This window comes from Paracoccus sp. (in: a-proteobacteria), assembly GCF_035556475.1.
Lineage (GTDB): Bacteria > Pseudomonadota > Alphaproteobacteria > Rhodobacterales > Rhodobacteraceae > Paracoccus.
Map to the genome: position 1 here is coordinate 1 of NZ_DATMFA010000013.1, position 21,278 is coordinate 21,278.

General features: G+C 67.0%; 20 protein-coding genes and 1 tRNA gene. 12 read left to right on the top strand and 9 right to left on the bottom strand.

The window, feature by feature from the left end:
- Positions 1-361: 361 nt before the first annotated feature.
- Entirely contained in the window at positions 362-2,704 is a 2,343-nt protein-coding gene (locus VNQ78_RS01270; RefSeq protein WP_325685760.1) for a transglycosylase domain-containing protein, read from the top strand.
- A 53-nt stretch (positions 2,705-2,757) separates the two neighbouring features.
- On the opposite strand, the gene VNQ78_RS01275 is transcribed toward VNQ78_RS01270, so the two are convergent.
- Both VNQ78_RS01275 and VNQ78_RS01280 read right to left on the bottom strand, forming a co-directional pair.
- A complete protein-coding gene (locus tag VNQ78_RS01275) occupies positions 2,758-3,354 on the bottom strand; it encodes an ABC transporter substrate-binding protein (protein WP_325685762.1) in 597 nt (198 codons plus the stop codon).
- Positions 3,344-4,081 carry a VacJ family lipoprotein gene (locus VNQ78_RS01280; RefSeq protein WP_325685764.1) on the bottom strand — a complete coding sequence of 246 codons (738 nt, stop codon included), beginning with the start codon at positions 4,079-4,081 and terminating at the stop codon, positions 3,344-3,346. Before VNQ78_RS01280 ends, VNQ78_RS01275 begins: the two co-directional genes overlap by 11 nt.
- Before the next feature lie 150 nt (positions 4,082-4,231).
- Here VNQ78_RS01280 and VNQ78_RS01285 point away from each other — a divergent pair, with 150 nt between their 5' ends.
- Both VNQ78_RS01285 and VNQ78_RS01290 read left to right on the top strand, forming a co-directional pair.
- Positions 4,232-5,974 (top strand): type I secretion system permease/ATPase, encoded by a 1,743-nt coding sequence (locus VNQ78_RS01285; protein WP_325685766.1) that lies wholly within the window; start codon positions 4,232-4,234, stop codon positions 5,972-5,974.
- Positions 5,971-7,335, top strand: a complete 1,365-nt coding sequence (locus tag VNQ78_RS01290) for an HlyD family type I secretion periplasmic adaptor subunit (protein ID WP_325685767.1) — start codon at positions 5,971-5,973, stop codon at positions 7,333-7,335. The genes VNQ78_RS01285 and VNQ78_RS01290 overlap by 4 nt, the downstream gene beginning before the upstream one ends.
- Positions 7,336-7,378: 43 nt before the next feature.
- Here VNQ78_RS01290 and argF read toward each other — a convergent pair whose 3' ends face one another.
- The 4 genes from argF to VNQ78_RS01310 form a co-directional block, all read right to left on the bottom strand.
- Positions 7,379-8,305, bottom strand: coding sequence for an ornithine carbamoyltransferase (argF, locus tag VNQ78_RS01295; protein WP_325685769.1), 927 nt, complete (start codon positions 8,303-8,305; stop codon positions 7,379-7,381).
- A gap of 99 nt (positions 8,306-8,404) precedes the next feature.
- The gene (locus VNQ78_RS01300) at positions 8,405-8,881 is read right to left on the bottom strand and encodes a GNAT family N-acetyltransferase (RefSeq protein ID WP_325685907.1); all 477 of its coding nucleotides are present in this window, start codon (positions 8,879-8,881) and stop codon (positions 8,405-8,407) included.
- Positions 8,874-10,046 carry an aspartate aminotransferase family protein gene (locus VNQ78_RS01305; RefSeq protein WP_325685771.1) on the bottom strand — a complete coding sequence of 391 codons (1,173 nt, stop codon included), beginning with the start codon at positions 10,044-10,046 and terminating at the stop codon, positions 8,874-8,876. The genes VNQ78_RS01300 and VNQ78_RS01305 overlap by 8 nt, the downstream gene beginning before the upstream one ends.
- Before the next feature lie 168 nt (positions 10,047-10,214).
- Positions 10,215-11,036, bottom strand: a complete 822-nt coding sequence (locus VNQ78_RS01310; protein WP_325685773.1) for an ABC transporter permease — start codon at positions 11,034-11,036, stop codon at positions 10,215-10,217.
- 135 nt (positions 11,037-11,171) lie between these two features.
- Between VNQ78_RS01310 and VNQ78_RS01315 the strand changes: the two genes are divergently transcribed.
- From VNQ78_RS01315 to lpxK, 9 genes are all read left to right on the top strand, one after another.
- On the top strand, positions 11,172-11,771 hold the full coding sequence (locus VNQ78_RS01315; RefSeq protein ID WP_325685775.1) for a GcrA family cell cycle regulator: 600 nt from the start codon (positions 11,172-11,174) through the stop codon (positions 11,769-11,771).
- A gap of 2 nt (positions 11,772-11,773) precedes the next feature.
- Positions 11,774-12,205: an NUDIX hydrolase gene (locus VNQ78_RS01320; RefSeq protein ID WP_325685777.1), complete on the top strand. Its 432-nt coding sequence runs from the start codon at positions 11,774-11,776 to the stop codon at positions 12,203-12,205.
- Positions 12,206-12,392: 187 nt separating this feature from the next.
- On the top strand, positions 12,393-13,358 hold the full coding sequence (locus tag VNQ78_RS01325) for a calcium-binding protein (RefSeq protein WP_325685779.1): 966 nt from the start codon (positions 12,393-12,395) through the stop codon (positions 13,356-13,358).
- Between the two features lie 135 nt (positions 13,359-13,493).
- Positions 13,494-15,212: a methionine--tRNA ligase gene (gene metG, locus VNQ78_RS01330; RefSeq protein WP_325685781.1), complete on the top strand. Its 1,719-nt coding sequence runs from the start codon at positions 13,494-13,496 to the stop codon at positions 15,210-15,212.
- Positions 15,213-15,254: 42 nt separating this feature from the next.
- A complete protein-coding gene (gene rocF / locus VNQ78_RS01335; protein WP_325685783.1) occupies positions 15,255-16,175 on the top strand; it encodes an arginase in 921 nt (306 codons plus the stop codon).
- A 40-nt stretch (positions 16,176-16,215) separates the two neighbouring features.
- A tRNA-Leu gene (locus tag VNQ78_RS01340) sits at positions 16,216-16,301 on the top strand.
- A gap of 103 nt (positions 16,302-16,404) precedes the next feature.
- Positions 16,405-16,650 (top strand): DUF4170 domain-containing protein, encoded by a 246-nt coding sequence (locus tag VNQ78_RS01345; protein ID WP_325685785.1) that lies wholly within the window; start codon positions 16,405-16,407, stop codon positions 16,648-16,650.
- A gap of 25 nt (positions 16,651-16,675) precedes the next feature.
- On the top strand, positions 16,676-17,908 hold the full coding sequence (locus VNQ78_RS01350) for a 3-deoxy-D-manno-octulosonic acid transferase (RefSeq protein WP_325685787.1): 1,233 nt from the start codon (positions 16,676-16,678) through the stop codon (positions 17,906-17,908).
- Positions 17,905-18,906 carry a tetraacyldisaccharide 4'-kinase gene (gene lpxK / locus VNQ78_RS01355; protein WP_325685789.1) on the top strand — a complete coding sequence of 334 codons (1,002 nt, stop codon included), beginning with the start codon at positions 17,905-17,907 and terminating at the stop codon, positions 18,904-18,906. The genes VNQ78_RS01350 and lpxK overlap by 4 nt, the downstream gene beginning before the upstream one ends.
- Here lpxK and VNQ78_RS01360 read toward each other — a convergent pair.
- Genes VNQ78_RS01360 through VNQ78_RS01370 form a run of 3 tightly spaced genes read right to left on the bottom strand, consistent with a single transcriptional unit; the run spans position 18,888 to position 21,219 of the window.
- Positions 18,888-20,012, bottom strand: a complete 1,125-nt coding sequence (locus tag VNQ78_RS01360; RefSeq protein ID WP_325685791.1) for a CaiB/BaiF CoA-transferase family protein — start codon at positions 20,010-20,012, stop codon at positions 18,888-18,890. The two genes, lpxK and VNQ78_RS01360, sit on opposite strands and share 19 nt — an antisense overlap.
- A complete protein-coding gene (locus VNQ78_RS01365; RefSeq protein WP_325685793.1) occupies positions 20,009-20,665 on the bottom strand; it encodes a DsbA family protein in 657 nt (218 codons plus the stop codon). The genes VNQ78_RS01360 and VNQ78_RS01365 overlap by 4 nt, the downstream gene beginning before the upstream one ends.
- Complete coding sequence (locus VNQ78_RS01370; protein ID WP_325685795.1) at positions 20,662-21,219, bottom strand: DUF721 domain-containing protein; 558 nt, start codon at positions 21,217-21,219, stop codon at positions 20,662-20,664. The genes VNQ78_RS01365 and VNQ78_RS01370 overlap by 4 nt, the downstream gene beginning before the upstream one ends.
- Between the last annotated feature and the right edge of the window lie 59 nt (positions 21,220-21,278).

Here is a 21,278-nt window from a genome sequence, read left to right on the forward strand (position 1 = left end):
CTCCACCGTTTCGGTCGCCTCCTGCGCCATGGCCGGCACCGCCAACCCGACGAGCGGGAGGGCAAGCGCCGGGATCAGGGATTTGATCGCGGGTCTTGTTTTCATCTGTGCTGCACCTTCTCTCTGCGACGAGCAGTTCCGTGTCGGGGCCAGAAAACGCGCGGCTTTCCGCTTAGCACAAGAGATGTGCAGCCAATCCCAGGGCTCCGCCGCGACAAGCACAGAATTTAATCATCCGATTTCCAGACTGCGGAGCGAGAGGGCAGTTCACTGATAGGTCATCTCGGTTCTCAAACTGTTCCGCTTCCTGTATCTTGCCGCGCAAATGGCCGCAGCACGGGCCGGGCAGGAAATAACAGGCATGAAGAAACCGACCGGCAATGGCCGGATTGTTGCTGACAAGCGCAATTTCGACCAAGCACCCAAGAAACCTCAGAAAACCACCCGGAAATCCGGCCGTGGCGGGCGCCCGCCCCGGCGGCGCGGCGGCAATGTCCTGTCCCGTGGAATCACCGGATTGATCGCCCTGATCTGGCACGTGCTCTGGGGATCGGTCTGGCGGCTGACCGCAACGGTCTTTGCGATAGTCGCCGCCGCCACGTTCTACTTCTACACGACTCTGCCCGAAGCCTCCGCATTATTTGACGGCCGTGCGCGCGGATCGGTCACGATGCTCGACACCGAGGGGCGGGTCTTTGCCTGGCGTGGTGAAACTTTCGGCATGGTCAGCGCCGACAAGATCGCGCCGGCGCTGAAGGACGCCGTCGTCGCGACCGAGGACAAGCGCTTCTATCGCCATCTCGGCGTCGACCCGCAGGGTATCGCCAGCGCCATCAAGATCAACCTCGCCGAAGGCCGCGGCCCGCTGGAGGGAAATGGCGGCTCGACCATCACCCAGCAGGTCGCGAAACTTCTGTGCCTTGGCGAGAGCTTCGACCCGACGCGCTGGAAGTCCGAGGCCGAATACGAGGCCGAGTGCCGCAAGTCCTCGATCTGGCGGAAGGTCAAGGAAGTGCCCTATGCCCTCGCGATGGAGATCAAATACTCCAAGCAGGACATCCTGAACATCTACATGAACCGCTCGTATCTGGGCGCGGGGGCGCGTGGTTTCGAGGCGGCGTCGCAACGCTATTTCGACAAATCCGCGGCTGAGGTGACCCCGTCCGAGGCCGCGATGCTCGCGGGGCTGCTGAAGGCGCCCAGCTATTTCGCTCCGACCTCGAACCTCCAGCGCGCGCAGGACCGCGCGACGGTGATCCTTGGCCTGATGCATGACCAAGGCTATCTCGACGACAAGCAGCTGGCCGAGGCCAAGACCCATCCCGCCGTGCTCTCCAAGGCGGCGGCGGCGCGTGCCGGCGGCTATTTCGCCGATTGGGTCATGGAATCCGGCCCCGGCTTCCTGACCAGCGAGACGACCGAGGACGTGACCATCACCACGACCTTCGACGAGCGCATCCAGCGCGCGGCGGAACGTGCGCTGAAGCGGGTCTTTGACGAAAAGGTCGCGAAAGGCTCGACCGCGCAGGCGGCAGTCGTCGTGATGTCGCCCGACGGCGCGGTCCGCGCCATGATCGGCGGCCTCGACAATACGGTCAGCGGCACCTTCAACCGCGCGACGCAGGCGATGCGCCAGACCGGGTCGAGCTTCAAGCCCTTCGTCTATGCAGCCGCGCTGGATCAGGGCTATGGCCCGAACGACCTGATCCTCGACGCGCCCCTGACGATCAATGTCCGCGGCTCCGGCCCGTGGTCGCCGCAGAACTACACCCGCCGCTATCATGGCGAGGTGACGCTGACGAACGCTCTGGCGCAATCGCTGAACACCGCGACCATCCGCCTGCAGGAGATCGCGGGCCGCGACGCCGTCCGCCGCGTGGCGCAGGATTTCGGCTTTGCCAATGACCTCGCCTCGGGACCGTCGCTGGGGCTTGGCGTGTCGGAATCGACCCTGCTCAACATGACCGGCGCCTATGCCGGGATCCGCAATGGCGGGACCGCCGTGCGGCCCTATGGTCTGGTCGAGCTGCGCATCAAGGGTGACGACCAGCCGCTGGTCGGCCAGTCGGGCGGCATGGGCCAGCGCGTCATCTCGCAAAAGGCGGCGGGTGAGCTGATCGGCATGATGGAGCAGGTGATCCAGCACGGAACCGGCGGCCGCGCGAAGCTCGGCAACCGCCCGGTCGCGGGCAAGACCGGCACCACCTCCAGCTATCGCGATGCGTGGTTCATCGGCTTCACCGGGCAATATGTCACCGGCGTCTGGCTGGGCAATGACGACAACAAGCCGCTGAAGGGCGTCACCGGCGGCGGCCTGCCGGCCGAGATCTGGCAGGCGGTGATGAGCGAGATCCACGAGGGCCTGCCGGTGGAATCGCTGGGGAACTTCGTCTTCGACGCCAGCGGCGCGGTGCCGCAGGTCGTCAGCAGCACGGGCGAGGACGGGTCGGCCGATCCGCTGGCCGCCGCGCTCTCGCAGGCGCTTGGCCAGACGGCACCGGCCCCGCAGGGCGATGCGGCGACGCAGCCGGCCCCCGTGGGCGGGCGCGTCCTGCCCGATCCCGGCGCCGGGGCGAATGGCGCGCCGCCCAGCTTCCCGGCCGAGACCTCCTCGACCGAGGGGATGGGCGCGGATACCGAACTGACCCCCGACGACCCACTAACACAGGCCTTGAAAGGCATCACGGGCGTCTTTCAGGAATAAGAAAAGGGCCGGTCCACTGGACCGGCCCTTTTTCTTGCGCGCGGCCTTCCGGCTCAGCCCGCCTGTTGCAGATCCTGCGTCAGGCCCGCCATGTCGCCCTTGCGCCGCGCCAGCATCGCCGAGATCTCGGCCCGCTCCGAGGCGAGCATGTTCACCCCCTCGATGATGATGTTGAAATACTTGCTCTGCCCGGACTTGTCCGAGACATGCCATTCGACTTCCATCGGGCTGCGGCCCTTGAGATAGGCGATCGACGTCACGGCGAAGAAGGACTTGACCGGACGCGCGCCCGTCACCTCGATCTTCGAGCCGACGAATTCGCGGAAACGCTTGCCGTATTTGCGCCCGATATAGCCCTGGAAGGCCCTCTTGTAGGCCGCGAACTCGGCCGCGCTGGCCTGACGCGCCGCCGGTCCCAGCGCCGAGCGGGCGATGATGTCCACATCCGCATAGCGGGCGAAGATCGCCTCGAAGGCCTTGTACATCTGCGCCGGAGGCTGACTGGAATTGATGACGGCATAGACCTCGTCCAGCGACTTCTGGACAAGGGCGCTGGCTTGCGCGGTGTCGAGCGCGCGGGCGGGGGTTGCCGCCAGCGCCAGCCCGGCACCGATCATCCAGAGGAATCCGCGGCGGGTCTCATTCGGCATAAGGGTCAATTTCCTCTCCTTCCTCGCCCAGTTCGTGACGGCGATGCTGCAACCAGATCAGCCGGGTCTGCGCATAGCTGTCGGCACTTTCATGCAGGACGGAATCCACCGTATCGCCGAAACGCGCCCGCTCCCCGGCCTTCGCGACCACACGGGCGCCAAGGCCGATCAACCATTCGTCAAGGTCCAGCACCGCATGCATCGGGTCGATGACCAGATCGACCACCCGCCCGGTGGTGTCCCGCGTGGTCGAGGGGCCAAGGACCGGCAGTTCCAGATAGGCCCCCTCGGGCACACCCCATGCGGCGAGCGTCGCACCGAAATCCGTATCCTGCTCGGGCAGGGCGAAATCGGCCATCGCGGGATCGAGGAAACCGGCAAGGCCCAGGGTCGAGTTCACGAGGAAGCGGAACGTCGTCTTGACCGCAGGCTCGGGCCGGCCCTGCAACAGATGGTTGACCGCCTTGCCCGGCTGCGCGAGGTTCGAGCCGAAATTTCCCACGCCTTCAAGCGCATAGCTTGCGGGACCGCGCCCGCCGTTCCCCTTGCCCGATGACAGGCCCGAGGTTGCGGGTTTCACCACCTTCGCATCCAGATTCCGGTTGAACTCATGGACCTTGCGGTTCATCGGCTCATAGGGGTCGTTGATGCCCTCGGGACCGGATGGCGCGCTGCAGGCGGCGAGCCCGGCCAGAAATGCGAAAGGCAGGATGATTATGCGCTTCAATATTCTGCTAACCTTCCGTTGATATAGCCCTGCGAGCGGGGCGATTCTGCCGCCCAACCCCGATGCAGCTGCTGCACCGCCCCTGAATTCGGGATATGCGCTAGAACCGGCCCCGGCAAGTCCGGCGCAACTGTTGGGAAAGGAACCGGCATGGCCTTGCCGCCGTCACGAGAGAACGGTCGCCGCGAGCTTGGCGAGGCGCGCGCCGCGGGCTGGCGTCTCTATGCCTTTGTCGGGCTGTTTTCCTTCGCGGTGAACCTGCTGATGCTGACCGGGCCGCTGTTCATGCTGCAGGTCTATGACCGCGTCCTCGCCAGCCGCTCGGTCGAGACGCTGACGGCGCTGTTCCTGCTGGTCGTGCTGCTTTTCGCGCTGATGGGTGTGCTGGATCTGGCCCGCAGCCGGATCATGGCCCGCGTCGCCGCCCGCTTTCAGGAACAGGTCGAGGGGCGGGTCTTCACCGCCTCGCTGCAGGAAGGCAGCGCCACCGGCTCCGACGCCGTGGCGCGCGGCGGGATGCGCGACCTCGAGGCGGTGCAGCGCCTGATCGGCTCGCCGGTACTGATGGCACTTTTCGACCTGCCATGGGCACCATTCTTCCTTGCCGCAGTCTTTCTTTTCCACTGGCTGCTCGGCGCGGTCGCGACGGCGGGACTGCTGATCCTTGTCGTCTCGACCCTGCTGAACCAGTGGCTCAGCCGCGAACCCCTGCAAAAGACCACCATCGCCGCGCAATCGGCCGAGCGCATGTCGGACCTCTACCGCGACGAGGGCGAGCTGATTGGCTCTCTCGGGATGCGGGGGGCGACGTTCCGGCGCTGGCAGGCTGCGCGGGATCAGGCGACCGAGGCGATGATCTTGGGTCAGGACCGCGCCAGCGCCTTCTCGGTCTTTTCGCGGACCTTCCGGCTGTTCCTGCAAAGCGCCCTGCTGGCGGCGGGCGCCTATCTGGTCCTGAAGCAGGAGATCACGCCCGGCGCGATGATCGCCTCGTCGATCCTGATGGGACGCGCGCTTTCGCCCATCGAGCAGGTGGTGGGCGGCTGGTCGCTGGTCCAGCGGGCGCTGGACGGCTGGGACCGGCTCGCCGGATTGCTGTCGCGGCGACCGCCGCCGGTGAGGCGCACGCCCCTGCCCCGCCCCACCGCCCGGCTTGAGGTGCGCAACCTGACCGTGGTGCCGCCCGGCCAGAACACGCCGACGTTGCGCGGGGTCAGCTTCGACCTCGCCCCCGGACAGGCGCTTGGCGTCATCGGCCCCTCGGGGGCCGGGAAATCCACCCTCGGCCGGGCGCTGATCGGGGCATGGCCGGTCGCCGGCGGCTCGATCCGGCTGGATGGCGCGACGCTCGACCAATACGACCCTGACGTGCTGGGCAGCCTGATCGGCTATCTGCCCCAGCAGGTGACGCTGTTCGACGGCACCATCGCCGAGAACATCGCCCGCCTCTCGCCTCAGCCCGACCCGGCCCAGATCGTCGCCGCCGCGACCGCCGCCGCGGCTCATCGCATGATCCTCGATCTGCCGCAGGGCTATGACACGCCGGTCACCCAAAGCGGCGGGCGCCTCTCGGGCGGGCAGATCCAGCGCATCGGGCTGGCCCGCGCGCTTTATGCCGACCCGGTGATCTTCGTTCTGGATGAGCCGAACTCGAACCTCGACAACGACGGCTCGACGGCGCTGAACCTCGCGATCCGCAACATCAAGGCGCGGGGCGGCGCGGTCATCATCATGGCCCACCGGCCCGCCGCGATCACCGAATGCGAATTGCTGCTGATGATGGATCAGGGCCTGCGCCGCGCCTTCGGGCCGCGCGACGAGGTTCTGCGCTCCCTCGTCCGAAATGCCGAGCAGATCTCCAAGGCCCAGGGCCTTGGCGGAGGAGTGACATGAACGAGACCCGTCCGCCGGGCGAACGCCCCGCCGCACAGCCGGTCCTTTTGCCCGCCGCCCCGCCGCCCCGGCCGCAATGGTCGGCGCATGGCCCGGTCATCCTTGGGCTTTGCGCGCTTCTGGTCCTGTTCGGCGGCTTCGGGGTCTGGGCGCTGACCGCGCGCATCGCCGGCGCCGTGGTCGCCTCGGGTCAGGTCGAGGTCGAGCAGCGCCGCCAGATCGTCCAGCATCCCGATGGCGGCGTGGTCGAGGAAATCCTGATCCATGACGGCCAGACGGTCGAGGCGGGCCAACCGCTGATCCGGCTGGACGGCGCGCTGCTGGGCACCGAACTCAATATCGTCGAGAGCCAGTATTTCGAGATCCTCGCCCGTCGCGGACGGCTGGAGGCAGAGCGCTCCGACCGGAAGGCGATCGACTTCCCCGAGGAGCTGGTCAAAGCCTCGTCGGGCCGCGCGGATCTGGAGAACCTGATGCACGGGCAGGAGAGCCTGTTCCGCGCCCGGCTCGACACGCTCGGCCGCTCGCTCGGGCAGCTTGCCAAGCAGTCCGAGCAGGTGCAGTCCCAGATCAACGGCATCGACGCGCAGGACGCGGCATTGCATCTTCAGCGGGACTTCATCTCGCAGGAGTTGCGCGACCAGCGCTCACTCCTCGACAAGGGACTGGCGCAGGCGCCCCGCGTGCTGGCGCTGGAACGCGAGGCGGCGCGCCTCGACGGGCTTCTGGGCGAGACGACCGCAAATCGCGCCCGGGCCGAGACGCAGCGTTCCGAAATCGACCTGTCCCAGCTTGAGAAATCGGCAGCCTATCGCGAACAGGCCGAGACCGAGCTGCGCGAGCTGGGCTACCGCGAGCTTGAGCTGGCCGAACGCCGCCGCTCGCTGATCGAGCAGATATCGCGGCTCGAGATCCGCGCTCCGGTTTCGGGTGTCGTGCAGGAATTGCAGGTGACGACGCCGCGCTCGGTCATCCGGGCCGCCGATCCGATCCTCTACATCATCCCGCAGGACCGGCCGCTGGTCGTCGCCGCGCGCGTCGCGACCATCAATGTGGACGAGGTTCATGCCGGGCAGGAAGTGGTGCTGCGCTTCTCGGCCTTCTCGTCCCGCACCACGCCCGAGATCGACGGGGTGCTGAGCCGCGTCTCTCCCGACACGCTGGTCGATCAGGCGACGCATGTGCAATATTACCGCGCCGAAGTCACCATCCCGCCCGAGCAGATCGCCAAGCTGAAGGGCCTCGACCTCGTTCCGGGGATGCCGGTCGAGGTTTATATCCAGACCGGAAAGCGCAGCCCCTTCACCTATCTGGTGAAGCCGCTCAGCGACTATTTCATCCGCGCCTTCCGCGAGAACTGAAAAGGCGCCGCAATCGCGGCGCCCCGAGGCAAATCCGGCCTGCTCAGACGCCGAGGCACCAGCGCATCACCGCCTTCTGCGCGTGCAGCCGGTTCTCGGCCTCGTCGAAGATGACCGAATTCGGGCCGTCCATCACCGCGCTCGTCACCTCGTCGTCGCGATGGGCGGGCAGGCAATGCATGAAGAGCGCGTCGGGCCGGGCATGGGCCATCAGCGCGTCATTGACCTGATAGGCGCGCAGCTGGTTATGCCGCCGCTCGCGCGCGGATTGCGGGTCATGCATCGAGACCCAGGTATCCGTGACCACCAGATCGGCCCCCTCGACCGCCTTCGCGGGATCGCGCTCGATCACTGCCTTGACGCCCTGAGCGCGCGCGAAGTCCATTGCCTCGCGCTCGGGGTCCAGCGTCGGCGGGCCGGTAAAGGTGAAGTCATAGCCGAACTGCCCGGCGGCATGGATCATCGAGGCGCAGACATTGTTGCCGTCGCCCGACCAGACCACCTTCTTGCCGGCGATGGGGCCGCGATGTTCCTCGAAGGTCATCACATCGGCCATTACCTGACAGGGATGCGTGCGGTTCGTCAGGCCGTTGATGACGGGAACGCTGGCATATTCCGCCATCTCCTGCAGGGTCGCTTCCTCAAAGGTGCGGATCATGATCAGGTCGACATAGCGCGACAGCACGCGGGCGGTGTCGGCGATGGTCTCGCCATGGCCAAGCTGCATCTCCTTGCCGGAAAGCACCATGGTCTGCCCGCCCATCTGGCGCACGCCCAGATCGAAGCTGACCCGCGTGCGGGTCGAGGGCTTCTCGAAGATCAGCGCCACCATGCGGTCCTTCAGCGGCTGCTCGGCATCCGGCGCCCCTCGTGGCTTGCCGCTGCGCGCATCCTTCATGCGGCGTGCATTGTCGATCATGCCGCGCAGCTCTGCCTTGTCGGTGGTGTGGATGTCGAGAAAACTGTTCATTTCATGCTGTCTTTCGGATTGATCCGGCAAGGAAGCCGCTTTGCCGGCAGGAGGTCAAGGCCCGTGGCCCGTTTCACGCGGGTGGAGAAAGACAAAACCTCATCGGAGGCGCGTCATGATCCGCGCCCTGCCGCCATCCTCGGCCATGCGGAGTTCAGCGCCCGAAAAGCCAGCCTTTTCATAAGCACGGATCGCGCGATGATTTCCCGGCTCCGGGTCGATGACCAGCACCGGGGCCTCGGCCAGCAGGATCTCGGCCAGCGCGGACAGCCACAGCCCGCCCCGGCCAAAGCCCTGAGGCCCCGAGAAACAGTCGATGGCCAGCGCATCCCCCGGCAGGTCGTGGAAATGCGGCGCGTGCCAGTGATGCGCGGGATAGGCCTGCGCATAGGCGATCGGCATGTCCCCTTCCAGCACCAGCCATTGCCACATCGCGGGCTCGTCCAGATCCTCGGCGATCCCTGCCAGCTCCGCCTCGCCCCCGCGCCACCAGCGCGAGACCTCGGGCGCGGCCAGCCAATCCGCCAGCAAAGGCAGATCGGCTTGCGTCACCGGCCTGAAGCCGAACCTAGGCATCCAGCCGGGCGGCAGCCCGGTCCAGACGCGCCACGGCTTCGGCAATGTCCTCGTCCGTAATGTTCAGCGCCGGCAGCAAGCGCAGCGTGTTGTCGGCGGCGGGAACGGTCAGGATATGCTCGGCATAGCCGGCCTTGACCAGATCGGCGGGGGAGACGCGGCATTTCAGCCCCAGCATCAGCCCCTGCCCGCGCACGCTTTCGAAAACCGTCGGGTGACCCGCGACCAGTGCTTCCAGCTTCTGGCGGAAAAGCCCGGCCTTGCGGTTGACCTCGGCCAGAAACTCGGGCGCGGCGATGATCTCCATGACCTTCGCTCCGACCGCGCAGCCCAGCGGATTGCCGCCATAGGTCGAGCCATGGGTGCCCGCGACCATGCCCGCCGCGGCGTCCTCCGTCGCGAGAACCGCGCCCAGCGGGAAGCCGCCGCCGATGCCCTTCGCCACCATCATGATGTCGGGGGTGATCCCGGCATATTCATGCGCGAACAGCCGCCCGGTGCGGCCCATGCCGCATTGCACCTCGTCCAGCACCAGCAGCGCGCCGGTCTGGTCGCAAAGCTCGCGGATCAGGCGCAGGTCGCCATCGGCAAGGGTGCGGATCCCGCCCTCGCCCTGGATCGGTTCGATCATCACGGCGGCGGTGCGGTCGCTGATCGCGGCCTTCAGCGCCTCCATGTCGCCCCAGGGCAATTGCCGGAAGCCGGGCATCAGCGGGCCGAAGCCCTTGACCATCTTCTCGGACCCCGCCGCAGCGATGGCGCCGGTCGAGCGGCCGTGGAACGCGCCCTCGAAGGTCAGGATCTCGATCCGGTCCGCGTCCCCCTGCTCGGCCCAGTATTTGCGCACCATCTTGATCGCAAGCTCGGCGGCCTCGGTGCCGGAATTGGTCAGGAAGGCGGTGTCGGCGAAGGTATGCTCGACCAGCAGGTCGGCCAGCCGCTCCTGCTCGGGGATGTGATAGAGGTTCGAGACATGCCAGATCCGGCCCGCCTGCTCGGTCAGCGTGGCGACCAGATCGGGATTCGCATGACCCAGCGCATTGACCGCGATCCCCGCGCCCAGATCCAGATATCGGGTCCCATCCGTCGTGATGGCCCAGCTTCCCTCGCCACGTTCAAAGGCAAGGTCGGCACGGTTATAGGTCGGCAGGACGTGCGGAATCATGGGATTGTCCCTTTGCAGACGGTGGCCGCTGACATGCGGCACGTGGGGTAACGGAAAAAGGCAGGCGGGATCGGACGTTGAAGGATCAACGTCGGGGACGGGCGAGATATGCGGTCCGAACGATCATTTCGCCCGAATAGCGCGGAACGCCCGACCGCGCAACGGCTTTCACGGCTTCATCCGATAGCCGGTGCGCAGCCAGCGCCAGCCGGTGAAAAGCACCAGCCCGACCACGATCAGGCAGACGACCAGCCCCCGGAGCGGCGGCGCGTCCGAGACGCCGGCAAAGCCGTAACGCGCTCCGTCGATCAGATAGAAGATCGGGTTCCAATGCGCGAGCGTCCGAAAGGGCTGCGGGAGTGACTGGACCGAATAGAAGGTGCCCGAGAGGAACGAGAGCGGGGTCACGACGAAATTGGTAATCGCCGCCATCTGGTCGAATTTCTGCGCGACGATGCCGCCCAGAAGGCCAAGCCCGCCCATCAGCAGCGCGCCGAGGATGACGAAGACCAGCGCCCAGAGCGGATGGGCGATCCCCTGCCCCAGAAGCAGCATCATACCGATCCCGATGGCGGTCGCGACGATCAGCGCCCTGACCAGCGCGCCTGCCAGATAGCCGGTCAGGATCTCGCCCGCCGAAAGCGGCGGCATCAGCGTATCGACGATATTGCCCTGCATCTTGGCCGAGATGACGCTGGAGGAGGTATTGGCGAAGGCGTTCTGGATCACGGTCATCATCAGGATGCCGGGACCAAGGAACGCAAGGTAAGGCAGGCCCATCACCTCGCCCCGGTCGCGCCCCAGCGCGAGGGCAAAGACGATGACGAAAAGCCCCGCCGTCATCAGCGGCGCAAACACCGTTTGCTGCCATACGTTCATGAATCGCATGATCTCGCGCCGGGCCAGCGTATAGAGGCCAAGCCAGTTCACGCGGCCAAAGCGCCTGACGCCCATCTGGCGAAATCCGGGGCTGGTGGGGTTCGGCTGCATCGGCGCTCCTTGAATTTACGGCATCGGACGGGTAAATCTGGCTATCCCCGGTTTAAGACCGGGGTTCGCGGAATTGAAGCCACTAGCACGAGAGAGAGCGCCGGTTGAGTTTGCCCGGCGCAGGAAAGGCATAGCATGTCCTGGACCGATGAGCGCGTCGAGACGCTGAAACGCATGTGGGCCGAAGGCCAGTCGGCCAGCCAGATCGCGAAAGAGCTGGGCGGCGTGACCCGGAACGCGGTCATTGGCAAGGTGCATCGGCTGGGCCTGTCGAACCGGGCCGAGGACGGGACCGAGGCTCCGGCCGCGCCCGCGCCCGAGGCGAAGCCCGCCCCGCAACCCGCCGCAGCCGCGCCCGAGCCGAAACCGGCGCCCGAGCCGGAACCCGCGGCAAAGCCCGCCGCAGCGCCCCAGCCCGAAGCGGTGGCGGTGCCGCAGGCGGTGAATTTCAACCGCCGCCCGATCGTCCCTGCGGGCCAGCCCCTGCCCCCGCAGCCTTCGGCGAACGAGATCAGCCCCGAGGCGCTGGCCTCGGTCCGCGAGGTCGAGAAGCGCGCCCGCAAGCTCACGCTGATGGAGCTGACCGAGCGCACCTGCAAATGGCCGATCGGCGACCCGGCGACGGACAAGTTCTGGTTCTGCGGCCTGCCCTCGGTTCCCGGCAAACCCTATTGCGAGGCCCATGTCGGCGTCGCCTTCCAGCCGATGAGCTCGCGCCGCGACCGGCGGCGCTGATCTTGCCGCATTTCCCCCGGCTCGCCGCGCTGGCCGTCACGCTGGACGGCGACCGGGTGCTGCTGGTCCAGCGCCGGAACCCGCCCGATGCCGGCCTCTGGGGTTTCCCCGGCGGCCATGTCGAGCCGGGCGAGACGGCGCTTGACGCAGCGGCGCGCGAGCTGGCCGAGGAAACCGGCGTCATCGCGACGCCGCGCGCCTATCTCGACAATATCGACCTGATCGAGCGCGGGGCCGACGGTGCCCTGCGTTTTCATTTCCTGCTGACAGCGGTGCTTTGCGACTATGTCTCGGGCGAGCCGGTGGCAGCCGACGACGCGCTCGACGCGGGCTGGTTCCCGCTTCAGGACGTGATCGCCGGGCGACTGCCGCTGAGCACGCATGTGGAACGGACCCTCGGGCGCGCCATGGCGATGCGCGCCGAGCGGGCATAGCCCGGCGCCAGTGGCGTGGAACCCTGACCGCCCTGCATTGTTTTAACCGGAGCCCCCCATTGCTGACCACAGCCTGACAGGCTGTGTCAGCTGGCTGTCAGGACGATAGCCCAAGGAAGCTTGCCCGTCTCTGACGACTCGAATCGGGGTCGGCCAGACCGATGAAACCCAATGCAGGAACTCAATCATGGCACGTATCACCGGAACTGCCCGCAACGACGTTCTCAACGGCACGAATCTGGCCGACACCATCCTTGGCTATGGTGGCCACGATCAACTTTATGGCCGCGCCGGATTTGACCAGTTGGTCGGCGGAGCGGGCTTTGATCAGTTGATCGGCGGAGCCGGCAACGACACGCTTGCCGGTCAGGCCGGCAATGACACGCTTTCGGGTGAGGCCGGAAACGATCGGCTGAACGGTGGCGACGGCGATGACCGCCTTTTGGGCGGGGACGGGCATGATACGCTGGCCGGCGGGATCGGCCGAGATCAGCTCAATGGCGGTGACGGCTTCGACCAGTTGGTCGGCGGAGCGGGCAACGACACGCTGGCCGGTCAGGCCGGCAATGACACGCTTTCCGGTCAGGCCGGAAACGATCGGCTATACGGTGGCGACGGCAATGACCGCCTTTTGGGTGGCTATGGCAATGACGATCTGGATGGCGACGCCGGGTGGGACAAACTCTTCGGAGAGGCCGGCGCTGACGATCTGGAGGGAGGGGCTGGCAACGACACCCTGTGGGGAGGCGATGGCAATGACGAACTCGAGGGCGAGGCCGGAAACGATTCCCTCTACGGGCAGAATGGCAATGATGACCTCGAGGGGGGAACCGGCGCCGACTATCTGAACGGCGGGGCCGGGCGCGACACGCTGGAGGGCGGCAAGCAGAACGACCGTCTGGCCGGCGGAAGCGGGGTCGATTTCTTCGATTTCGAGCGTGGCGACGGGCGCGATGTGGTTCTCGACTTCCAGAACGGCGTCGACCGGCTGCATTTCGACGATTTCTCGACGGCGCAGGTCCGCGCGGCGATCAATTCCGCGGTGCAAAGCGGCTCGGGCGTGGTCATCAACCTCGACGCGAATACCAGCGTGCGGCTGGCCGATTTCCAGCGGAGCCAGCTTGATATCGGCGATTTCGTCTTCGACCTCTGATTGCGGCGTGACGGGCTGGCGCCAGGGCGCCGGCCCTTTTTCGCACCGGGCGCGGGTCCAGGTCAGGATATGCGCGGGACTTTCCATCGCGGCGCTTCGCGGCTAGACATGGCGCCGATCGAAAGGACGCATCCAATGGCCCGGCATCTCATCACCTCGGCGATCCCCTATATCAACGGGATCAAGCACCTCGGCAATCTGGTCGGCTCGCAGCTTCCGGCCGACCTTTACGCCCGCTACCTGCGCCAGCGTGGGCATGAGGTGATGTTCATCTGCGCCACCGACGAACACGGCACCCCGGCCGAGCTGGCGGCGAAGAAGGCCGGCAAGCCGGTCGCGGTCTATTGCGCCGAGATGCACGAGGTTCAGGCCGAGATCGCGCGGAACTTCGGTCTCAGCTTCGACCATTTCGGCCGCTCGTCGAGCGAGCGGAACCATATCCTGACCCAGCATTTCGCCGGGAAGCTCGACGAGAACGGCTTCATCTCGGAGGTCGAGGAGCGTCAGGTCTATTCGATCGACGACGGCCGCTTCCTGCCCGACCGCTATATCGAGGGCACCTGCCCGAATTGCGGCTATGACAAGGCCCGCGGCGACCAGTGCGAGAACTGCACCAAGCAGCTTGACCCGACCGATCTGATCAACCCGCGCTCGGCGATCTCGGGCTCGACCAATCTGGAGGTGCGGGCGACCAAGCACCTCTATCTGCGCCAGCGTTCGCTGCGCGACCAGATCGCGGAATGGATCGACAGCAAGACCGACTGGCCGATCCTGACCACCTCGATCGCGAAGAAATGGCTGAACGACGGCGACGGCTTGCAGGACCGCGGCATCACCCGCGACCTCGACTGGGGGATTCCGGTCAAGAAGGGCGACAAGCCCTGGCCGGGGATGGAGGGCAAGGTCTTCTACGTCTGGTTCGACGCGCCGATCGAATATATCGCCGGCACCGCCGAGGGCACCGACAAGAAGGGCCTGCCCGACAGCGAATGGCGCCGCTGGTGGCGTCTGGACGAAGGGGCCGAGGACGTGACCTATACCCAGTTCATGGGCAAGGATAATGTCCCCTTCCACACGCTGAGCTTCCCCGCCACGATCATCGGCTCGGGCGAGCCGTGGAAGCTTGTCGATTACATCAAGTCCTTCAACTACCTGACCTATGACGGCGGCCAGTTCTCGACCAGCCAAGGCCGTGGCGTCTTCATGGATCAGGCGCTCTCGATCCTGCCCGCCGACTACTGGCGCTGGTGGCTGCTGTCGCACGCCCCCGAAAGCGGCGACAGCGAGTTCACCTGGGACAATTTCCAGCAATCGGTGAACAAGGATCTGGCGGACGTTCTGGGCAACTTCGTCAGCCGCATCACCAAGTTCTGCCGCTCGAAGTTCGGCGAGGTGATCCCCGAAGGCGGCAGCTATCGCCCCGAGGAGGAGGCGCTGATCGAGGCGCTGACCGCCCGCGTCCGCGCCTATGAGGGATTCATGGACCATATGGAGGTCCGCAAATCCGCCTCCGAACTGCGCGCGATCTGGGTGCTGGGCAATGAATACCTGCAATCCGCAGCACCTTGGTCGACCTTCAAGACCGACCCGGAAAAGGCCGCGATGCAGGTCCGTCTGGGCCTGAACCTGATCCGCCTTTATGCCGTGCTTTCGTCGCCGTTCATCCCCTTCGCCTCGGCCGCGATGCTGGCGGCGATGCAGACGGAAAACGCCGATTGGCCGGGCGATCTGTCCGAGGCGCTGTCGGCTTTGCCCGCCGGTCACGCCTTCTCGACCCCCGATGTGCTTTTCGCCAAGATCAGCGACGAGGACCGCGACGCGTGGCAGGAACGCTTCAAGGGGATCCGTAGCTGAATCGCGCGCGTTGGGCCAAAGCAACTCAGCAGGAGGACCGACGTGACCCATTGCATCCTGATCGGCGCGCCCGTCGATGAAGGCCAGCGCCGCGCCGGCTGCCTGATGGGACCGGCCGCCTATCGCGTCGCCGGTCTGGCCCGGACCCTGGCCGAGCTTGGCCACAGCGTCGAGGATCGCGGCGATGTCGTCCCGGCCGCAGGTCGCGGCCAGCGTTGCGACAATCCCGCCGTCCATCACCTGCCCGAGGTGATTGCCTGGACCGAGGCGCTTGCCGCCGCCTCGACCGCCGCCATGACCGACGGCATGCCGATCTTCATGGGCGGCGACCACTCGCTGTCGCTGGGCACGGTTTCGGGTGTCGCGGCCCATGCCGAGGCCGCCGGCCGTCCGCTTTTCGTGATCTGGCTGGACGCGCATAGCGATTTTCACAGCGTGCGGACGACGACCTCGGGCAATCTGCACGGCACGCCGATGGCCTATGCGGCGGGGCGCGAGGGGTTCGAGCCCTTTCCGCCCTTCCCCGCCCCGGTGCCCGCGCGGAATATCTGCATGTTCGGCATCCGCTCGGTCGATCCGGCGGAACATGCCGCGCTCGAGGAAACCGAGATCACGGTGAACGACATGCGGGTCTTGGACGAGCATGGCATCGCCGCGCCGCTCCGCGCCTTTCTCGACCGGGTGAGGGCCGAGAACGGCCTGCTGCATGTCAGCCTCGATGTCGATTTCCTCGACCCCTCGATCGCACCCGCCGTGGGCACCACGGTTCCGGGCGGCGCGACCTTCCGCGAGGCGCATCTGGTTTGCGAGCTTTTGCACGAATCCGGGCTGGTCAGCTCGCTCGACCTGGTCGAGCTGAACCCCTTCCTCGACGATCGCGGCCGCACGGCGCGACTGATGGTCGATCTGGTGGGATCGCTGATGGGCCGCAAGGTCTTCGACCGCCCGACCCGCAGCTTCTGATCTTGCCAAGCGCCGCCCGGCCCGCTAGCGACAATCCGGCGCGGGCGTGGCGGAATGGTAGACGCATGGGACTTAAACTCCCTGGGGCGCAAGCCTGTGCGGGTTCGAGTCCCGCCGCCCGCACCACCCCCCAAGCCCAGCTCACGCAACGTTGCATGGCTGGAATGCCCTTGGTTCCGGCCCGCCACTCGGATAGGTTCGCGGCGAATTGCGACAGCAGGAGAATACGATGGCTCAGCGCCTTCACCTCGTCTTTGGTGGCGAGCTTGTGGACCCCACCCGGACCGAATTCCGCGACACCACCCAGATCCATATCGTGGGTATTTTCCCGGACTATGCCTCTGCCTTCGCCGCCTGGAAAGCCGAGGCGCAGCGCACCGTGGACAGCGCCCATACCCGCTATTTCATCGCGCATCTGCATCGCCTGCGCGACGAAGAGCGTGAGGTAAGCCCGACCGCCGAACTCGGCGACTGAGACCCGCTGACAGGGCGCCCGGCAGATGCCCATCGCAGGACAGACGACGGCGAACCTGGCGCTTTGGCTGCACCTGCGGCGGCGCTCGGCGCTGCGGGGCGAGGGTGGCGCGGTCGCCCCGCCGCCGGGCGACGGCCCGCTTCTGATGATCCATGTCACCGAAGGCAGCGACGAACCCGCGCCGCTGCTTTCGCTGATCCAGACCATGCTGGCGCGGCGGCCAAGGCTGCGCTTCGCGCTGACCGGAGCGAAGCCTGCGGCGGAAAGCCTGCCCGCCGACCTGCGCTGGACCCATCTGGGCTGGCCGCGCGATCCAGCCACCGTGGACGAGGTGATTGCGCATCTGCAACCCGCCGGATTGCTGCTGCTGGGCGATCAGCTGCCCGCGGCCCTGATCACCGGAATGGCCGAGGCGGGGCTGCCCATCCTGATGGCAGAGGGGCGGCTTGTCACTTATGAGCGCAGCGGCACATGGCGCAGCGCCATCAATCGCGGATTGATGCGCCGCATCTCGCATATCCTTGCCCCCGACCTGACCGCCGCCGCCGCTGCCCGCCAGCTTGGCGCCGATCCCGCCCGGATCGAACTGGTCGGTCCGGTGACCGAGACGCGCCCGCCCCTTTCCGCGAATGAAGCCGAGCGTTCGGCATTGGCGCAGATCCTGCGCGGGCGCCATGTCTGGCTTGCCGCCGCGCCCACCCTGCCCGAGGCCAAGGCCATGCTGGTCGCCCATCAGGCGGCGCTGCATCACAACCACCGGGCGCTGCTGATCCTTGGCGGCATGCCCGAAAGCGCCATTCCCGAGATCAGGGCCGAGGCCGAGGCGCTTGGCCTCGCGACCGTCCTGCGGTCCGAGGATGACGACCCGAGCGCCGACGACCATGTGCTGATTGCCGAGGATCCCTATGAAATGGGGCTCTGGTATCGGCTGGCTCCAGTCTCGTTCATGGGCGGGACGCTGATCCCCGGCCCTAGCCTGCCGCCCCGCCATCCGTTCGAGCCTGCGGCGCTCGGCTCGGCCATCATCCACGGCCCGCTCTCCGGGCCTCATGCCGCGGAATGGGTGCAGCTTGACGGCGCGGGGGCCGCGCGCCTCGTCACCGATGCCGAGACGCTGAGCCGCGCCGTCGCCGACCTGACCGCGCCGGATCAGGCCGCCACGCTGGCCGGGAGCGCCTGGTCGGTCAGCACCGGCGGTGCCGCCGTGCTGCGCCGCATCGCCTATACCGTGATCGAAGCCATGGAGACCGAGGGATGAGCACCAAGGGCCACCGCCGCGCCCCGGATTTCTGGTTCCGGCCTCCGGGTCTGGCCGCGCGGCTGCTGTCACCGCTTGGCGCGCTTTATGCCGCAGGCACCGCCCGGAGGCTTGCCCGTGGCGCGCGGGCCCGCGTCGGCGTCCCGGTGATCTGCGTCGGCAATATCAATGCGGGCGGCACCGGCAAGACGCCCAGCACGATCATGCTGGCCCAGCACCTGCAAGCGCGGGGCGTCGCGGTCCATATCGTCTCGCGCGGCTATGGCGGCAGCGAAAAGGGGCCGCTCAGGGTCGAGGAAGCGCGCCACCGCGCCGAGGAGGTCGGGGACGAGCCGCTGCTGATGGCCGCCTTCGCCCCGGTCTGGGTCGCGGATGACCGGCTTGCCGGGGCGCGCGCGGCGGTCGCCGCGGGCGCGGGGGCGATCCTCCTCGATGACGGGTTTCAGGATCCGTCGCTTGCCCATGACCTGTCGCTGGTCGTGGTCGATGCCGCGAAAGGCTTCGGAAACGGCCTCTGCCTGCCCGCCGGCCCGCTGCGCGAGCCTGTCGATCGCGGCCTCGCGCGGGCCGATCTGTTGCTGTCGATCGGCGAGGCCGGGGCGCAGGCCGCCTTTGCGGCGGAATGGGCCGGCAGGCTGGCGCTGCCGCATCTGAAAGGCCGGCTCGCGCCCTTGCAGACGGGCATGGACTGGCAGGATCTTTCGGTCCTCGCCTTTGCCGGGATCGGCCATCCCGAGAAATTCTTCGACACGCTGCGCGGCGTAGGGGCGCGGATCCTGCGCGCGGAACCGCTTGAGGATCACCAGCCCTTCACGCCCGCGCTGTTGACCCGGCTGGAGGCCGAGGCGCGGCTGATCGGCGCCCAGCTCGTCACGACCGAGAAGGACGCGGCCCGCCTGCCCCGCAGCTTCCGGCCGAAGGTGCTGACCCTGCCCGTCCGGCTGGAGGTCGAGGACATCCGCCCCCTCGATGAAAGGCTTCAGGCGCTCGGGCTCTGATCCGCCTCGCCCAGCCGGGGCGAGGCGCGGTCAAGGGACAACTCCGCCTCCGAAAAGCGGATCGGCAGCCGCACCCCCGGCACCCCCTCGGGTTCGATCCGAAGGCCGCGCGCCACGATCTGCGGATCGGCAAAGACATCGGCCATGTCGTTGATCGGCCCGGCCGGGACGCCCTCGGCCTCAAGCGCGGCCAGCAGCGCGTCGCGCCGCCATGTCACCGTGACCGAGGACAGCGCCCCCGTCAGCGCCTCGCGATTGGCAATGCGGTCGGCATTCGTCGCATAGGCGGGCGCGTCGGCCAGCGCGGGCAGGCCAAGCACGGTGCAGAGTCTGCGATATTGCGCGTCATTGCCAGTCGCAATGATAATCCAGCCATCCGCGCAATCGAAGACCGCATAGGGGACAAGGTTCGGATGCGCATTCCCCAGCCGCTGCGGCGCCGCGCCGGTCGCGAGGTAGTTCATCGCCTGATTGGCCATCACCGCCGTCGCGACGTCGAAAAGCGCCATGTCCACATGCTGGCCGCGCCCGGTCGCGCGGCGCTGGTGCAGCGCGGCAAGGATGCCGACGACCGAATAGATCCCGGTCAGGATGTCCACCACCGCGACGCCGACCTTTTGCGGCTGGGCCGAAGGCTCGCCCGTCACGCTCATCAACCCGGACATACCCTGGATGATGTAGTCATAGCCCGCCCGGTGCGAATATGGCCCGTCCTGTCCGAACCCCGTCACGCTGCAATAGACCAGCCGGGGGTTCAGTGCCGAAAGCGAGGCGTAGTCGAGGCCGTATTTGGCAAGCCCGCCGACCTTGAAATTCTCGATCACCACATCGGCATCGGCGATCAGCTTGCGCACCTTCGCCTGCCCCTCGGGCGTGCGGAAATCCGCGATGGTCGAGCGTTTGCCACGGTTCGCGGCGTGGAAATAGGCCGCCGAACTCTCGCCTTCATGCTGGATGAAGGGCGGTCCCCAGCGGCGGGTGTCGTCGCCCTCCGGCGCCTCGACCTTGGTGACGGTCGCGCCCAGATCCGCAAGAATCTGGCCGGCCCATGGACCGGCCAGAATGCGTGCAAGCTCGACGACCTTCAGGCCGGCGAGTGGCGTCATCCCTGCTTTTCCGCCACCTTGGCGTCGATGATCTTCTTCAGGTCATCCCAGGGCTGGTTCTGGACCGTCTCGCCATTGATGATGAAGGTCGGCGTGCCCTCGACCTTGTCGGCGGTGGCGTTCTTCTGGAAGGTCGCGACCAGATCGGCGACCTTCTGCTTGTCGGCCCAGCAGGCATCCATCTGCTCGTCCGTCATGCCGGCCTTGGCGCCGACCTTGCGCAGGTTCGCCGCGATCTCGTCGCCGGACTTGGCGTTCAGCCAGGTCTGCTGGTCGTCGAAGATCAGGTCCGAGACGGCATAGTATTTCGCATCGCCCCCGCAGCGCGCAAGGATCCCGGCCCAAAGGCCGACCGCGTCGAAATAGACGTCGCGCTGGATGAACTTGACCTTGCCGGTCTCGACATATTCGGCCTTCAGCTTCGGCCAGTTCTCGTCGTGGAAGGCCTTGCAATGGCTGCAGGTGAAGCTGGCATATTCGATCACCGTGACCGGCGCATCGGCCTGACCCAGCGCGATATCCTCAAGGATCTTGCCCTCCGGTGCCTGCTCGGCCGGGGCGGTCTGTGCCTCCTGCGCCAGAACCGGCTGGACGGCGGCAATGGTCAGCGCAGCCGTCGCGGCGGCGATCAGAGAGCGGCGAATGGGGTTCATGGATTGGCCTTTCGGTCGTTGGCGTCCCTGCGGGACATGATGTTCAAAGCCATCTGCCGCATCGCGGCCGAAAGCTGGGGATCGTCAAAGCCTTGCGCCACCTCCTCCGCGCGGGCGGCCTGCGCCGGATCGGGCTTGGCGGCGGGCTGGCGCGGACGGGCGAAGGCCGCTTGCTCCTCGGCAAAGCCAGAGGCATCGGCGAAACCCGTGGGCGCGGTCTGGGTCAGCGTGATCCGCGCCACGGCGTTGAAACCATAGCAGGCGTTCACCCGCTCGCGGATCTGCTCAAGCTGCATTGCGATCAGCGGCGCGCGCGCCCCCGGCACCAGCAGCGTCAGCGTCGCGCCAAAGCCCTTGCCATGGCTGATCTTGACAGGGCGGGCATGGGCGGCGATCTCGGGGCCGACCACCTCGGCCCAGTTGGTCAGCAGACGCGCGACGGCAAAGCCGCGCGTCTCGCCCACGGCACGCACCCGATGCGCGACCAGCTGGGACGCTGCCTCGAACCCGCGCATCCGGCGGCGCGGCGTAAAGTCGGGTTTCTTCTGGGCCATGACGAGACCATGTGGTTTATCCTGATGCAGTCTGGACCGACCCGTGCCCGGACGCCAGA

Coding starts and splice junctions, on each gene's coding strand:
- VNQ78_RS01345 (WP_325685785.1), top strand. CDS start 16,405: ATGGCTCAGCGCCTTCACCTCGTCTTTGGTGGCGAGCTTGTGGACCCC.
- VNQ78_RS01350 (WP_325685787.1), top strand. CDS start 16,676: ATGCCCATCGCAGGACAGACGACGGCGAACCTGGCGCTTTGGCTGCAC.
- VNQ78_RS01305 (WP_325685771.1), bottom strand. CDS start 10,046: ATGATTCCGCACGTCCTGCCGACCTATAACCGTGCCGACCTTGCCTTT.
- VNQ78_RS01285 (WP_325685766.1), top strand. CDS start 4,232: ATGGCCTTGCCGCCGTCACGAGAGAACGGTCGCCGCGAGCTTGGCGAG.
- VNQ78_RS01325 (WP_325685779.1), top strand. CDS start 12,393: ATGGCACGTATCACCGGAACTGCCCGCAACGACGTTCTCAACGGCACG.
- VNQ78_RS01275 (WP_325685762.1), bottom strand. CDS start 3,354: ATGCCGAATGAGACCCGCCGCGGATTCCTCTGGATGATCGGTGCCGGG.
- VNQ78_RS01360 (WP_325685791.1), bottom strand. CDS start 20,012: ATGACGCCACTCGCCGGCCTGAAGGTCGTCGAGCTTGCACGCATTCTG.
- VNQ78_RS01365 (WP_325685793.1), bottom strand. CDS start 20,665: ATGAACCCCATTCGCCGCTCTCTGATCGCCGCCGCGACGGCTGCGCTG.
- VNQ78_RS01315 (WP_325685775.1), top strand. CDS start 11,172: ATGTCCTGGACCGATGAGCGCGTCGAGACGCTGAAACGCATGTGGGCC.
- VNQ78_RS01300 (WP_325685907.1), bottom strand. CDS start 8,881: ATGCCTAGGTTCGGCTTCAGGCCGGTGACGCAAGCCGATCTGCCTTTG.
- VNQ78_RS01370 (WP_325685795.1), bottom strand. CDS start 21,219: ATGGCCCAGAAGAAACCCGACTTTACGCCGCGCCGCCGGATGCGCGGG.
- VNQ78_RS01270 (WP_325685760.1), top strand. CDS start 362: ATGAAGAAACCGACCGGCAATGGCCGGATTGTTGCTGACAAGCGCAAT.
- VNQ78_RS01310 (WP_325685773.1), bottom strand. CDS start 11,036: ATGCAGCCGAACCCCACCAGCCCCGGATTTCGCCAGATGGGCGTCAGG.
- metG (WP_325685781.1), top strand. CDS start 13,494: ATGGCCCGGCATCTCATCACCTCGGCGATCCCCTATATCAACGGGATC.
- argF (WP_325685769.1), bottom strand. CDS start 8,305: ATGAACAGTTTTCTCGACATCCACACCACCGACAAGGCAGAGCTGCGC.
- lpxK (WP_325685789.1), top strand. CDS start 17,905: ATGAGCACCAAGGGCCACCGCCGCGCCCCGGATTTCTGGTTCCGGCCT.
- VNQ78_RS01290 (WP_325685767.1), top strand. CDS start 5,971: ATGAACGAGACCCGTCCGCCGGGCGAACGCCCCGCCGCACAGCCGGTC.